Annotated in this window: 12 protein-coding genes; 5 read left to right on the top strand and 7 right to left on the bottom strand. The window is 50.8% G+C overall.

Features of this window, described 5'->3' with window-relative positions:
• Window positions 1-28 precede the first annotated feature (28 nt).
• Together ACLGLO_RS05180 and ACLGLO_RS05175 are read right to left on the bottom strand one after the other, a co-directional pair.
• Window positions 29-3,442 carry a hypothetical protein gene (locus tag ACLGLO_RS05180; RefSeq protein ID WP_492127855.1) on the bottom strand — a complete coding sequence of 1,138 codons (3,414 nt, stop codon included), beginning with the start codon at window positions 3,440-3,442 and terminating at the stop codon, window positions 29-31.
• A gap of 99 nt (window positions 3,443-3,541) precedes the next feature.
• Window positions 3,542-7,357 (bottom strand): S8 family serine peptidase, encoded by a 3,816-nt coding sequence (locus ACLGLO_RS05175; protein WP_492127854.1) that lies wholly within the window; start codon window positions 7,355-7,357, stop codon window positions 3,542-3,544.
• A 160-nt stretch (window positions 7,358-7,517) separates the two neighbouring features.
• Here ACLGLO_RS05175 and ACLGLO_RS05170 point away from each other — a divergent pair, with 160 nt between their 5' ends.
• Window positions 7,518-8,102 carry a hypothetical protein gene (locus ACLGLO_RS05170; protein ID WP_492127853.1) on the top strand — a complete coding sequence of 195 codons (585 nt, stop codon included), beginning with the start codon at window positions 7,518-7,520 and terminating at the stop codon, window positions 8,100-8,102.
• Window positions 8,095-8,598 carry a hypothetical protein gene (locus ACLGLO_RS05165; RefSeq protein ID WP_492127852.1) on the top strand — a complete coding sequence of 168 codons (504 nt, stop codon included), beginning with the start codon at window positions 8,095-8,097 and terminating at the stop codon, window positions 8,596-8,598. Before ACLGLO_RS05170 ends, ACLGLO_RS05165 begins: the two co-directional genes overlap by 8 nt.
• On the opposite strand, the gene ACLGLO_RS05160 is transcribed toward ACLGLO_RS05165, so the two are convergent.
• The 4 genes from ACLGLO_RS05160 to ACLGLO_RS05145 form a co-directional block, all read right to left on the bottom strand.
• The gene (locus ACLGLO_RS05160) at window positions 8,579-9,589 is read right to left on the bottom strand and encodes an isochorismatase family protein (protein ID WP_492127851.1); all 1,011 of its coding nucleotides are present in this window, start codon (window positions 9,587-9,589) and stop codon (window positions 8,579-8,581) included. The two genes, ACLGLO_RS05165 and ACLGLO_RS05160, sit on opposite strands and share 20 nt — an antisense overlap.
• 13 nt (window positions 9,590-9,602) lie before the next feature.
• Entirely contained in the window at window positions 9,603-10,325 is a 723-nt protein-coding gene (locus tag ACLGLO_RS05155; RefSeq protein ID WP_492127850.1) for an SDR family NAD(P)-dependent oxidoreductase, read from the bottom strand.
• Between the two features lie 96 nt (window positions 10,326-10,421).
• Window positions 10,422-11,009 carry an HD domain-containing protein gene (locus ACLGLO_RS05150; RefSeq protein WP_492127849.1) on the bottom strand — a complete coding sequence of 196 codons (588 nt, stop codon included), beginning with the start codon at window positions 11,007-11,009 and terminating at the stop codon, window positions 10,422-10,424.
• 8 nt (window positions 11,010-11,017) lie between these two features.
• Window positions 11,018-11,488 carry a secondary thiamine-phosphate synthase enzyme YjbQ gene (locus ACLGLO_RS05145; protein WP_492127848.1) on the bottom strand — a complete coding sequence of 157 codons (471 nt, stop codon included), beginning with the start codon at window positions 11,486-11,488 and terminating at the stop codon, window positions 11,018-11,020.
• 21 nt (window positions 11,489-11,509) lie between these two features.
• On the opposite strand from ACLGLO_RS05145, the gene ACLGLO_RS05140 reads away from it, so the two are divergent.
• Genes ACLGLO_RS05140 through ACLGLO_RS05130 form a run of 3 tightly spaced genes read left to right on the top strand, consistent with a single transcriptional unit; the run spans window position 11,510 to window position 13,362 of the window.
• Complete coding sequence (locus ACLGLO_RS05140) at window positions 11,510-12,181, top strand: MBL fold metallo-hydrolase (protein WP_492127847.1); 672 nt, start codon at window positions 11,510-11,512, stop codon at window positions 12,179-12,181.
• Between the two features lie 10 nt (window positions 12,182-12,191).
• Window positions 12,192-12,908 (top strand): flavodoxin family protein, encoded by a 717-nt coding sequence (locus tag ACLGLO_RS05135; protein ID WP_492127846.1) that lies wholly within the window; start codon window positions 12,192-12,194, stop codon window positions 12,906-12,908.
• Window positions 12,895-13,362: an NUDIX hydrolase gene (locus tag ACLGLO_RS05130; RefSeq protein ID WP_492127845.1), complete on the top strand. Its 468-nt coding sequence runs from the start codon at window positions 12,895-12,897 to the stop codon at window positions 13,360-13,362. Before ACLGLO_RS05135 ends, ACLGLO_RS05130 begins: the two co-directional genes overlap by 14 nt.
• On the opposite strand, the gene ACLGLO_RS05125 is transcribed toward ACLGLO_RS05130, so the two are convergent.
• Window positions 13,343-13,927 (bottom strand): hypothetical protein, encoded by a 585-nt coding sequence (locus ACLGLO_RS05125; RefSeq protein ID WP_492127844.1) that lies wholly within the window; start codon window positions 13,925-13,927, stop codon window positions 13,343-13,345. The genes ACLGLO_RS05130 and ACLGLO_RS05125 overlap by 20 nt on opposite strands.
• Between the last annotated feature and the right edge of the window lie 33 nt (window positions 13,928-13,960).

Raw genomic sequence — 13,960 nt, 5'->3', positions numbered from 1 at the left:
AAAAATATTAAATTTTGTTCAGTAGTTTTTACTGCTTCGCTGGAGCTGGAGCTGGAGCAAGGGACTTCTTGAAGGTGCTGTAGACCATGTAGGTTATTGCGATAGCAACTAGCACCAATACGAGAGTTATAACGCTTACCCACAGAGCACTGGCAGCCTTGCTTGAAGCATCAGCAGCTGCAGATGATGCGTTGGAAGCTGCAGATGAAGCGCTCTGAGCGGCACTGACAGCGCTGTCGACTTTGGTGCTCAATGCATTTACTGCTGAAGCTGCGGCGCTCGCTGAGTTAGCAGCATTCTGAGCATTTGTAGCGGCACTCTGGGCAGCGCTCGCTGCAGCGTCAACTTTGCTTCCTAGGCTGTTAACGGCAGTAGACACACTGTTGAGCTGAGTGCTCAGGGAATCGACTTTCGAAGATAGAGTGCTCAGCTGGTTACCGAGGGCTACCACTGAGGTAGCTACTGAGCTGACGGTGTTCTGCAGGGATGATACAGCGTTTCCAACGTTGTTTATAGCACTGTTTAGGTTCGATACTGCAGAGTTGAGGTTGTTCTGGAGGGTCGTGAGCTGGGATGATACAGAGCTCAGCTGGCCGCTCAGTCCTGAAGCGGCGGTGTTGACAGCGTTCGTAATGTTCGCAGTGGCATTCTCAACATCCATAATTGTAGCAAGCTTCGTCAGGTTGTTTATCACATAGACATAGCCTGGGTCGGTCGAGCTCACCTGAGTTCCAACGGCATAGGCAAAGGATATAGCATATGCTCCTGGCTCAAGCACTGGTATGTATAGGCCCAGCGTGCTTGTGAACGGACTCACGAGCACACCGTTGGCATCTGCTGTCCATCTCTGGACGTTTGTGGTAAGGGCCATCACGGCATCAGTTCCATTGAATAGGACCGAGAGTATTGAGACTCCCGGCGTGAACCCTGTTCCTATCACTCTGACTATTCCAGGCCCAACGAGTACTGGAGCAATGTTGCTATTCAGATCGAGCAGCAGCAGCTTAGGCACTACGTTTACTGGAGTGTTTGGAAGGAATGCTGTAGTGTTGTAGAACGACAGCGTTATAGTCCCGAAGTATGGCCCAGTAGCTGTTATGAGGTAGCTTCCCTGTGGAACAGTCGGAACCACGAAAGTCGCAGAAGCTGCACCGTTGCTGTCAGCCGTTGTTGTATTTACTAGTATGTTCCCGAAGTATATGTTCACAGTCTCTCCTGGGTTCAGGCCGTTTATCGCAACAGATATCTGGTCACCTAGGTAGTCGCATCCTCCGTTGTAGACCGCGCACTGGTCGCAGAACTTGAGGCCAGTGTACTGACCGCATGGGCAGACAGTGAGGGTAGCGTTGTTGTAGCCAGCATAGGCATTGTTAACGGTCTTTGGCAGTCCTGTAACTGGGTTGACTATTTCGTAGTATCCCTTCGAGCCTATTATTATAGCAGCTGAGTACTCATATCCCCAGGCATCTCTTCCCCATATGTAGTGGGCACCGAACGGAATGTTGGTGCTTGGCAGTGTTACCTTGAAAGTCAGGTTTCCGTCCTTTCCTAGAGTCACCGTTGCGAGGATAATGGTCCTGTCGAGCGAGACAGTAAGAGTGTTCTTCCCTGGGTATCCCCAGTCAGCACCCGGACCGTAGCCGTAGGCAGTTATCGTTAGAGTGCTTCCTGGGAGGGCTGCTGTGGGAGTCACTATCAGTATCGGCCTTACAAGGTAGTAAGTGTTGGGGAAGCTGAGAGTCGTCAGCCCTGTTGGAGTCATTTTTACGGTCAGAGTATCATCATAAGTGCTGCCTCCTATCGGCAGAGTGGCTGATACTTTGATCGACCAGTCTATTCCAGCATCTGTGAATGTTGGCAGGGTTGCGCTGGCGCTTCCTGCTGTGAATGCTAGGGTTCCGGTGAACGTCTTGACGGTTCCGGTGTCAGTGTTGTTGTATACTACGCTGTAGGTGCTGTTCGTTGGAACGAATGTATATACGTCGAGCTCCATGGAGATCAAGTTGGTGTAGTTGTAGAATACCACCTGGTACAGGTATGTTGAAGCTGGAGTGTTTATGCTGTTTGTGCCGTCAGTGTTGAACTTGACGGTAGCAACATAGGCATTTAAGCTTGAATCGAACGTCGGGGTTACTGTTCCAGAGAACAGCTGCACGTATGGGGTTGCGGTTGTGTTGTAGAGAGCGAATGAAACATCGCTTCCCGAAAGCATTCCCGTTATCTCGTAAGTCTTACCGTTTTCAGTGAAGTCGATTCTCAATGTTTCCGTCTTGGTGTAGGACTGGGAAGCTGTCTGCTTTACGTACTGCCATGAACCAGTTATGTTGAATTTTGCTGTTACCTTTGCATGAGTTCCAACATCGTTGTAGATCGTTGATGAAGATATTGTTAGTGTGTCCGGCCCGAAGGCTACATTGGTGTGTCCATCTGTTTCAGTTACTGTCATTGGCTGCTCTACGACGCTTAGCGTATACAGCCCTGCTGTCATGTTCGTTAAGAAGACGTTAGCAAGGTTGGTAAACGTCCAGAATCCATAGTTGTCGGTTGTCACTGGGGTACTCAAAGCAGTGAAGTCGAAGTAGTAGAACACGTTTGTGAAGTTCGTGTTGGTGAAGTTCACCCCATTGATCACTATATTTGGATCGAAGCTGTATCCCGTCAGTGTTATAGCGCTGAGATCTGAATCGATGCCGTTGCCGTTGTCAGGAGATATCAGCAGAACAGGCAGTATCTTTATTGTTCCAGCTTTTTCATTATCAGCATAAGTCACTCCAGAAGTTGTGCCGAAAGTTACTGAATAAGTTCCTCTTGGCAACCCTTCTGTGCTGCTGAAGCCCGTTGAAGAGCCAGATAGCGTGAGGGTTGCAGTTCCTGTACCATCGTTTGCTATTGTGATCGGCGTTGAGAGAGTGTATGTATCAGTTATTGGACCGGTGAATGTTAGAGAGCTCACAGTAGCTCCGGGATCGGCTCCATAGATGTTGACAGTCGCTTTCTTCGGGTTCCCGTTCTGGTCAACAACTCCCGTCTGCAGTGGAGATATGACTATCTTTGGATAGATGTTGAGATGTGCGGAATCAGAAGTGAATGGTCCGCTCAGCAGTATGTAGACTATTGGTGGCGATGCAAGGTTGTTTAAGGCGAGGGGTAGCGTGAGGGTCACAGTGTAAGTTCCTGGTGATGGAGCATTGAATATCTGGGATGCCCATACGGTTGAACCAGCAGCATCGGCAGCAAGTTGGAGTGTGTAGCTTCCAGCAAGACCTACATTGACTGTAATAGTTATCGGCTCTCCTGGGTAAGCGCTTCCGTCAGGTGCAGTACCTGTTGCAGAGACTATTGTTGCTCCTCCGCCTTGTGCTGTTGGTATTATTGCTGCAGCTCCTAGCAGAATAGGTAGGAGTGCGATTAGTATCAATTCAATCTTTGTGGTGTTTTTCATAGCACGGATTTACCTCCGTCGTTTTCAAATAATAGATGATCTGGGTATTTAAGAAGTATGTGTTTTTTTGTATACAAAAAAATGTTGAGGGATTATTTATTAGTCAACCCAGTACCAGTACCAGGGCCACCAGTACCATTGGCTCCCGCTAATTATCCAGTCCTCAAATGTGTAGTATGCTGTTCCAAAATACATCTGGCCGAACCACTTGTAGTAGACGGGAAGACCATTGGAAGTCGGCATGAAGATGTGTACCACTAGAGATATGTCAGACCTGTAGGGATATATGTAGTTGTTGAACTTAACAGTGAACGTTAGAGTAGTTCCTGCTGGAATGGCGGCTCCAGTGTAGCTGCTGGGCGTCACATTGCCACTCCATCCCCAAGTATAGGCGAAGACAGGGAAGTATGGGTAATCCAAATAAGCATAGTACTCTGTTGCCTCGTAAGGAAGCTTTATAGCATAGCTAGCTGTTCCGTATGCACCCATAGCGCTGTTGGGCAGCCCGCTTATCGTCAGAGGGGTCACAGTAACCGTGAACCTCTCGGCATTCGTTGAGCCGTCGAACAGAGCTGTCCTCACTATGAGCGTGTAGACTCCTGTATTCGGCTTCTGGGTCGGATATTCCGCATATCTGTATCTGGTGCTGGGGAAAGTCACGGCTGATAAGTTCTTTCCAGCTCCTCCAGTAGCCACCCAGAGGAAGGTTCCTCCTCCGAGGTTCTCGTGGTAGGAGACTGACTCGCCGAAGAATCCTCCAGCGAACTGGCCGTCTGGTCCAAGGGCATATGTTATCAAGCTGGTGTTGCTGTAGGTCCATGAGGCTCTGAATTCGAAGGCTGTGAGCGAAGGAGACAGAACGTTTACATAGAAGTACCTCCAGTCGCCTGCTTCATACCTCCACTCCCAATCGTTGTCTCCCCTTATGTTCGATGGGCTGAGCATCAGGCTTGTATCCGTTGTCGGGTTGAGCAACAGAGAACCACTGGTCGGCATGTTCGTGAACACCGTATAGCTCATCGGGACTATGTAGGTTCTGGAAGTTCCGTCGGAGAATGTTGCCCTTACCTTTATGAATGATTGGTATACTGTTGGAGGAAGCCCGTATCCGAAGACAGTCCCCGAGAGAGTTACAGATTTTCCTGGGAGAAGGTTCATTGTAGTTGTCGGTAGCGAGACTGCTGAGTCTTTCACCAGCATGAACTGCGAGACGGTGAGGGTCACAGGGAAGTTCACTAGCGAGGAAGAACTGCTATCTCTGTATATGAAGACTCTGAGCGCGAGTTTCGCATTCGGTCCGAACTGAGAAAGCAGTGCCCTCGGATTGCTGATCTCGATCGAGTTGTAGTTCGAAGTAGCATACCCAACATTTATGAATGCCAGCTCATTCCTGTCGGGAATCCCGTTGTTGTTTGTATCGTTTATCCAAACATAGGCATATATGTCGACATCGAAGTCTGGGTTGTAATCGTTGTTGTTGTCGAGGAGGTTGAACTTAGCGTTTACTTCTGCGAGGAGTATGTTTGTTCCAGTGCTTATATTTGTCGGGGAGAGTATAATCCACTGGTTTGATATGATTGCTGAGCTAGACATGTTGAAGCTGAGCTGGTAGGTGGTAGGCGAGAGAATTCTCTTCATGGTGTAAGCGCCGTCAATGGTGAATGTAGCAAGTGATGTCGTCGGGTTCTGAATGGTGAAAGTGAATGTCTTGCTGCCGTAGTTCGGGACGTCTGGAACGTATATCCCGTAGTAGTTCTGAGACGAGAAGCTCGTCGGCAGAGATGGGTTTGGAACAGATAAGCCAACCGAGTACCACCACAAGAAGAGCATAGGGATGAAGTCGCTGTAGTACCAGTTCCACATGCTGCTCAGCTTGGCAGCGCTCGAGGAGTATTCGCTCTGGGATGATATCAACAGCTCCTTCGACTGGCCTAAGACGAGCTGAACAGCTCTCGTTACGTTTACCCTTCCTGCTCCCTGATCGAAGGGCATGTAGCCCAGGCTGTCGGCCGTGTTCATGAGAACTTCCTTGAGATATGAGGGAGGAAGCGTATCTGCGCTTGGGCCTAGCTTGCTCCTCAGAGCTTCGAGCAGGAGCGCTGCAGCTCCAGCAGTAAGGGGAGTTGCGTAGCTCGTTCCGCCGAATATCTCATAGTACTCTGGTATTGGAGCTGCCGCTAATCCCCACGCCCCAACGTTCACGATATCTGGCTTTACGTATCCAGCTGGCACAGGACCTCTCGCAGACCACATTATGATGTTGTCTTGGGTGTAGCCACCGTAGCCGTAGAGGTCCTTGTAGACCTTCCAGAGAGTCGATGCGCTGACTGTAAGGGCTCCAACAGCAGAGCCTGGAGATGTTACCGTCCCAAAGCCGGGGCCGCCGTTGCCTGCAGCCTGCACCACGAGGATCCCGGGAAAGCTGGGATCGAGGAAGCCAGGAGTGGTCAGTCCGTTTATCAGCATGGACTCAATATCGTAGCCGAACCCAGATATCCCGTCGTATATGAAGTCGCTTATCCCCCAGCTGTCGCTGATTATGTCCGCCCTCTTCTGCCCTGTGTAGTAGAGCATCGGGGCTGAGCTGCTGACGTCGAACCCTGCAGCCCAGAGCAGGCCTATTTCTGTATCGCCTAACCACAGGGCCTTCACTCCAACGATGCTTGCATCTTTGGCTATTCCGTTCACATAACCATTACCAGCAGCAGCAGATGCGCACGATGTCCCGTGGCCGTAGTAGTCGTAGAAGATGCTTATGTAGTTTCCATTGAGATCCCATCCTGGGTAGAACGCCCCATAATATCCGTAATAATATCCGAACCAAAAGTATACATCGTAGAAGAAGCCTCCTGCTACTCCCAGGCTGAGGTCCAGCTCTGGAGAGTAGAGTATCCTGTTCCCGTCATACGTAGCGATGATGTCTCCTGAGCTTCCAAAGCTCCCATCATTGTCTGCATCTATTACAAGCAGGGTGTAGTTTCCAGGTGCAGCAGGATCAGCCATCAGGACTCCAACGCTCACGACCCCTGCAACCGTGTATTCGAGGGTCATCCCAAACTTGTAGACACCGCTGGCTGATGGGATGTTGCCAACGTAATACGACGTGTATGTCGCCGGCACAGCTTCATAGTAGGGATCAAGCACACCAAAGTAGCCATAGCCGACGTTTATATACCTTGAGCTGTCCGCTGTAAAGCTCTGAGTAAGAATGACCTGCGATTCATCAGCGTCCAAAACAAGAGGCTCCCTTATCGATGCGCTCGTTCCGTATACTGTCCTGTAAGTTCCAACGTAGTACACTAATTTGCTTTGGAGGTCTGGATGAGCATAGTCGACGCCAGTATCGACGATGGCGATCTTGACGCCGCTGCCCGTGATTCCATAAGAGGACTCTACGTAGCTGGCACCTATGAGATCCCTAGCTCCATTATCCGTTGGCTGAGCTTTGACAGCTGAGCCTTCTGTAGATCCGTCAAAAGGTTCGAAAGATTTCGGCTCCACTGCTGGAAGGGGTTTGACAGATAGAGATGTAGCGTACTTTACAGCAGAGCCAGAGATCTTCTCAGCGATAAGATCAGCAGGTCCGTAGAGTCTGAGGACATAGCTTCCATCCTTTTGCTTAATAGGCTTGCCGAAAAGTATAGACTGCATTGAACCGTGGAAAGAGAACTTCGCTGAGGCCAGCTGATTCTGTATTTGCTGGAGCTGAGACTGAGCAGTGTTCGGTGAGAGAGTAAGAGTAGCCATGACAGTGCTGTTCCCGGCATTTTTCAGCGCCAACAGACCGCTTGAGAGCCATGAAGATGATGGAGGGGTCGTTGCGGTGGTATTACCAGATGCCAGAGCACCAGCAGGCAGAGTCATTATCACAACTAGAAGGATCGATAGGACTTTTATAGCTCTATTTTCACCCATAAAATTTTTCACCTACTTTTATTTTAGCAATGGTTTTACTTTTAAGTTTAACTATAAAAAAACTCTCTCGTTGTCGGAGGCCCAAACTGTTATCGGCGGAATGCTTCAATTGGTAAACCTTTTTTATTCGAGTGGCGAAAATCACTTTAGTTGATTTGGGATGGCCGAGAGAGCTGGCAAGAGGAGGTTCCTCGCCATTTCTGAAGACATAATAGCTGAGGCCATGAGCGTTGGAGAAAGAGTTGGGGTGCCGTTCACAACCCTCATAGAGAACATTCTGAGCGAGGTTCTCAGGATAATGAAGTACAAGCCGGAGATATCTAGCGCGATTTCCTACGCTGACTCTCTCGACGACATACTAAGGCTTGGAGGCATAGTCATGCCTTGGGGGATAGCGAAGAGGGTAATCGAAGAGATGGGGGAGGACAGGAAGAGGGAGATCCTTGATGAGCTTTTCAGGATGGCCTCATGGTACGGAGAGCTCGCCAAAGTGAAGAGGGGATCCTCCCTCGCGGAGCTGAAGAGCTCGGTTTCACTGTGGATCCCCATGGCTTCCGTTGACGTCATTGAGGAGAACAACGGCATATACAAGATAATCGTCTCATTTCAGGACTCTCAGTCCTCATCCTTGGACCTTGCAGAGAAAATAGTGGAGGGCTTGGCAAAGGGATATGGTCTGAAGATGCTGAGCAAGGACAGGAAGAGCTCGCTCATAGTCTTCAGGATGGCTGGTTTCTATGAGTAAAAACAGGAGAACAGTTGCCATAGATGCTGAGATTGCAGAGGAGCTTTCCCGATATGCTAAGGAAAGGGGAATGAGCCTGGCGGGATACATCAGATCGATATTTACTTCGGCAATTCAAGCGGAGAGGACCGGAATGTACCCTTCAAACCTCATGAAGGAGGCTGTGAACAGCGAGGTCCTGAAGAAGCTCGGCTTCCTCCTTGTGCCATCTTCCTTTATACTGGAAGATGTGGATGAAAGGAGGGCTGAGGAAATGGGAGTGAGCATTGGAAAGGCCCTCTCCGAAATATCCCCCGATCCCATTGAGGTTTTCGAGAGGTATACCCTCAGCACGAAGGTCGCTTTCCCCAAGGACAGCTATCTTTTCCTCCCTCCCGTGAAGGGGAACGGAGGAAAGATAAGGAGGCTGATCATTGGAATGGCGAAGGGGCTCGGCCTCGAAGTGCATGAAGAAGACGAGATTGCAAAAATAGTCCTCAAGAGGCGAGGGCCCTGAGCAGGTTCAAGGCATCAGCCGAAGTAACCACTTCTGCCCCGTAGAGCTCCTCCATAATCTTGAGGCCTCTGCTCTTCTCCTCTTCGCTTGCAGACTCCACGAGATCCCTGGGAACAATTACCCTGTATCCTCTGTAGAAGGCGTCGGCAGCTGTATGCAATACGCATATCTCGGCGCTCACCCCGGTTAGGATGAGGGTATCTACTCCAAGCTCCCTGAGCAGCATGTCAAGGTCTGTCATGAAGAAGGCTGAATACCTCCTCTTGGGAACGATGAAGTCCCCCTCCTTGGGAGATAGCTCCTTCACAATCTCCGATGCCTCAGAGCCTCTGATGGAGTGCTCCCCCCATCTCCTGAACTCGAAGTCTATGCCTGGAATGTGGGAGTCCTTGGCATATATCACGACTGCCCCGGCCTTCCTGGCCTCATCGAGAAATCTTGAGAGGGGGGCGACGATGCTTCTTGCCCTCTCGCTTCCTAACCTCCCAGCAACGAACTCGTTGAGTATGTCTATGACAAGGACAGCGGCCCTCCTCTTCTCCTTCGATTCGTAGATGGAGAGCTTCGCTATGTTGGCCTTCTCCCCCTCCTCGGGGGCTTCCACGGAGATCCAGGCCTTCAGGATTTCCTTGGCCATAATTTCGCTCACAAGCCTTCCGCTCATGGCCAGCACGTTGGCGTCGTTCCACAGCCTGGCCCCCCTCGCCGTTTCAGGATCGTTGCAGAGCGCCGCCCTCACCCCCCTAACCTTGTTGGCAGCGATGGACACTCCTGTCCCAGTATAGCACACTGCAACTCCCCAGTCGGCCTTGCCAGAGGAGACAAGATCCCCGACCTCCTTCCCAACATCCGGCCAGGGCTCAGGCTTCCCACTCTTCAGAGAGCCCACTGGGATGACTTCGAAGCCGCTCGACTTCAGGAACTCCTCCGCTGCTTTCGCTGCAGAATAAAGGTCATCGGAGCCGACTGCAACTCTCTTCCCCAGGAGCACAGGAGCACCACCTTCAGTCAGCCGGGATGCTCAGACCTCCATCCATGATTATGTTCTCTCCCGTTATCCTTGGAGCCGAATCGCTCAGCAGGAATGCCGCGATCTCCCCAACATCCCAAGATGGCATGGGCTGGGAGGTCCCGAGGCTTATCTTCAGCTGCTCCGGAGACGAGGGATCGTGAGATGTTGGACCAGGGGAAATGCTGTTCACCCTTATTCCATAGCTCATGAGCTCCTTGGCGAGCCTCTTCACGAACCAGAGCTGAGCTCCCTTCGTAGCTGCATAAGCTACGTTTCCAGCAACAGCCGTTGCTGGAGACGCCACAACGACAAGCACGGAGCCGCGGGTTTCCTTGAGCTCCTGGAGGAGGGCTTTGACGGATGTGAACAATCCCCTGAGGTGGAGTCGATATGCGCTGTCGAGCAGCTCTTCATCTACGCTCTCTATATTGTCTAGGGTGAAGAAGCCGCCTGCGTTGTATATCAGGGCATCAACCCTTCCGAGAAGCTTCTTCGCCTCTTCCAATGCTGCCCTGAGGGATCCTTCCTCCATTGCATCTGCCCTTACAGCAAAGCACCTTCCTCCCATCTTCTCCGATTCGCTGCATATTGCCTTGAGCTTCTCGAGGTCACGAGAAAGGAGGGCTACAGACCATCCCTTCGCTGAGAGAGAAAGAGCAATTGACCTTCCCATTCCGGTTCCAACGCCTACGATAACTGCCCCTTTAGAAGACATGTAGAACCACCGATCTCATTTTGCACAGCCGCTCTTTATATGGATATTGCCTCTTCCAAGATTTTGAGGGGAAAAAAAGGTTTCTCAGCTTCTTCGCTAGACTTCAACTTCTTCCAAGAGCCTCCTCAGGAACTCATCCACAAACAGCGCTCTCTCCTCCGCAAGCTTCTTGCCCTCCTCCGTGTACATCATTTCGGGGAGCTTCAGGATCTTTTCCCTGAAGTGATCTATGCTATCCTTCAGGGTTCTCCCGTTCTCTCCCGAATACTCGAAGACTCTCGCGATCCCGATAGCTCCCAAAGCATCTACTTTATCCGCATCGCTCAGCACCATCCCCTCGCAGCTCTCGGGCTTCCTCTTCGCGGAGTAGCTGTGGGAAGAGATGGCGTCTCTGACCTTCCTCACCACATTTTCATTGACGCCCATCAGTCTAAGGATCCCCTCAGCAACAGCTGCGCTCTCGAGAGCGTGGTCCGTCCCCTTCCCGGACCTAGCTATATCATGGAGGAGGCAGGAGAGCATGAGGGGGAACTCCTCTACAGTGCAGCTCTCCCTTTCAGCGATCTTCATCGAGAGAGAGCAGACCCTCTGGATGTGCTCCCATCCGTGAGTTCCGTGGGGAGGGTAGATGCGCTCAGCTATTTCCTCTATCCTGCTCAGCAGGCTCTTTTCCTCCTCGCTCATGTGGATTATCATTTCTTCATCCCTATTGCCACTGCTATTACTTCTCTCTTCTCCCTCGGACCGTCGAGCTCGAGGAACATTATGTTCTGCCATGTACCCCTCCTGAGCTTCCCGTTAGAGATCGGTATTATCCTGGAGCTTCCAAGGAAAGATGATGCTAGGTGAGCACTCGCATTGTTGTCTACGAGGTCGTGCCTATAGCTCTTTCCGCGTGGAAAGAGCTCATCTACATGAGCCTTTATGTCTTCGATCAGACCCCTTTCGTTCTCGTTTATGATGATCGATGCTGTAGCATGAGGCACACTGAGGATGCAGACTCCCTCTCGGATCCCAGAGCTTTCTACAAAGTTTTTGACTTCCCCCGTTATGTCTATGAGCTCCACCCTATCATGCGTTTTTAAGAAGAAAGAGCGAGAGTTGACCTCGAACTCCATTTTTTTCTCATCTCCTTCAACGATTATTAACTGCGATTTGAGCAAAAATAAACGATGGTGTTCTGCTTGGAAGCGGGAGTCAGCAGGTTTTTTCTCGGCGGTCTCGAAGTCGCGAGAATCACGCACGGGGCGCTAAAAACCAACAGCTACATAATCGCGATCCCAGAAAGGAGAACCGCAGCTATCATAGATCCAGGTGAAGAGAGCGGGGCTGTGGAGAAGCTAATAGAAAGGGAAAGGCTTGATGTGGAGCTCATAGCTCTGACGCACGGTCACTTCGACCATGCATGTTCCGCTGGACACCTTTCGAGAAAATATGGGGCTGAAATTGCCCTCAGCTCGAAAGATCTTTTCCTTCTGGACCTCGGAAAGGAGGCAATGGGGATTTTTGGGATCCGCGAGAGGCCCTGCGAATTCTGGTCCGATATAGATCTCTCAGCGCTCGATGAAGTGAAGTTTGGGGGATTGAAGTTGATCGTATTTAAGTCTCCCGGCCACTCTCCCGGGAGCGTCGTCTTAGCATTTGAGGACAAGAGGGCAGCCTTCACGGGAGACACTCTCTTCAGGGGATTCGTTGGGAGGACTGACTTCCTTGGAGGCAGCGAGGAGGAGCTCAAAAATAGCTTGAGGAATTTGATGAAATTCCTGGAAGGCAGCTCCCTCGTATTTCCAGGGCACGGCCCTGAGACGACATTGAGAGAGGAAAGGGAGTGGTTGGAGCGCTGGATAGCAGAGTGAGGTGGTTGAATTGGAGGAATCGAAAGTTATCATTCTGGAAGGCTCTCCAAGAAAGAACGGGAACTCATCTAAGCTCGCATTCGTCGCTGAAAAGGGGGCAAAGGATAGGGGGTGCAACACCGAGATAGTTTGGATAAGCGATCTCAACATCAAACCCTGCATTGGTTGCGTCTCCGATGATATTATGGCATGCAGGTTTCCATGTGTCATAGAGGACGACTTCAATTCCCTCGCAAAGAAGCTGATATCCTCCGACGGGATAATACTCTCCACTCCGATATACTGGTACATGGTGCCGGGCCACGTAAAGATATTGCTCGACAGGCTCACGAGCCTGGAGAACATGCTCCTCCACAGCGGGAGGAGCCTCCTCGACGGGAAGGTTGCTGCGTTCATAGCAACTGGAAACGATGCGGGAACTTCTCTGGCTATATCATACCTCATGGACGTGTTCAACAGCTATGGATGCCACATTCCAGCGTGGGCTCTCGCCTACCACCACTCCTATGATGATGTTATGAACAACTCAGCCGCTGTAATAGATGCCTACAACATAGGGGTGAACGTCTGCAGGCTCTCAAAGCTTCTGAAGAACGATGAAAAGGATCCATGGTACAGCTTCGACTTGGACCTTGAAAGCATAAAGAAGCATGTAGAAGAGCTTTCCTCCAAGATAAGATCGCCTTCGCTTGAAGAGAGGGTGGCGAGAGCTAATGGAAGAGAATAAAAAGAGGCCCCTGATCGGAGTGGGGGCAGTGGTGTTCGACTCGAAGGGGAGGATCCTTCTCGTCAGAAGAGGAGGGCCTCCTCAGATGGGAAAGTGGGCAATACCTGGAGGCCACCTGGAGCTTGGAGAGACGCTCTACGAGGGGGCGAAGAGGGAGCTTTTCGAGGAGACAGGGCTCGAAGGGGTTCCGAGGTGCATTGTCAACATCGATGAACTCATTGTCAGAAGCACTGATGGCTCTGTGTCCAGGCATTTCATACTCATCGACATCCTCTTCGACAACATATGGGGGGAGCTGAAGGCTGGGAGCGATGCTGTTGAGGCTGAGTATTTCGATACTGAAGAAGCTGCGAAGAGAGATGACGTTTCCTACTCAACAAAGACGTTCCTCAGAAAGCTTCTGAACAATGAGCTGTACTGCATTGAGACGTTCGTCAACCAGTACGTTGAGTGAACTCTTCCCTCAACATTTCCCTCTCGGACTTGTGGAATGAGATAACTATTATCCCTCCCTCCTTCCTCTGAATAGACCACGAACCGTCATTTCCATATGCAGCAGAAGCGAAGCCTTTGAGCATGTTGAAGAATGTCTCGCCCCCCTCCTCGCTGCCAACGGCCGCATTTACTATGATCTTCTTTTCATCTTCATCTCCCCACTCAGCGAATATGTTCGAGTCCCCGACGAAGAGAGATGCAAGCCTCTCGAGCAGTTTCTCCGGCTCGCTGGATCTGACCCTCGCAGTCACGAGCTCCCATAAAACCCTCCCTAGCTTCTCAGCTTCTTCAGGAGAAAGCCTCGGCGGAGAAAGGCGGAATCCGAGACCTTTCAGAGTGTCCATTATGATAACATCTAAGACTGCATCGTCGGGCTCCCTGACCCTGGCCCTGTGAAGCTGAAGGTACATCTCTATGGCGCGGTTCGTCAAGTTATAGAGGCTGACATTTTTCTTCCTCGCCAGCTCAAGAAGCTCCTCCGCCAGCTCCTGGTCGGCCGCTATGATTTTTCTCGAAAAAGGCAATTTTTTAGCTCACCTTTATAGTTTTATTAGTTA

It is taken from the genome of Fervidicoccus sp. SLHALR4, from assembly GCF_058692745.1.
The sequence above is the reverse complement of the archived record's forward strand: the minus strand, read 5'-3'. Positions and strand labels throughout refer to the sequence as shown.

What these genes read in the sequence shown, in the direction of transcription:
- ACLGLO_RS05180 (WP_492127855.1), bottom strand. Translation starts at nt 3,442, where the DNA reads ATGAAAAACACCACAAAGATTGAATTGATACTAATCGCACTCCTACCT.
- ACLGLO_RS05175 (WP_492127854.1), bottom strand. Translation starts at nt 7,357, where the DNA reads ATGGGTGAAAATAGAGCTATAAAAGTCCTATCGATCCTTCTAGTTGTG.
- ACLGLO_RS05170 (WP_492127853.1), top strand. Translation starts at nt 7,518, where the DNA reads ATGGCCGAGAGAGCTGGCAAGAGGAGGTTCCTCGCCATTTCTGAAGAC.
- ACLGLO_RS05165 (WP_492127852.1), top strand. Translation starts at nt 8,095, where the DNA reads ATGAGTAAAAACAGGAGAACAGTTGCCATAGATGCTGAGATTGCAGAG.
- ACLGLO_RS05155 (WP_492127850.1), bottom strand. Translation starts at nt 10,325, where the DNA reads ATGTCTTCTAAAGGGGCAGTTATCGTAGGCGTTGGAACCGGAATGGGA.
- ACLGLO_RS05150 (WP_492127849.1), bottom strand. Translation starts at nt 11,009, where the DNA reads ATGAGCGAGGAGGAAAAGAGCCTGCTGAGCAGGATAGAGGAAATAGCT.
- ACLGLO_RS05130 (WP_492127845.1), top strand. Translation starts at nt 12,895, where the DNA reads ATGGAAGAGAATAAAAAGAGGCCCCTGATCGGAGTGGGGGCAGTGGTG.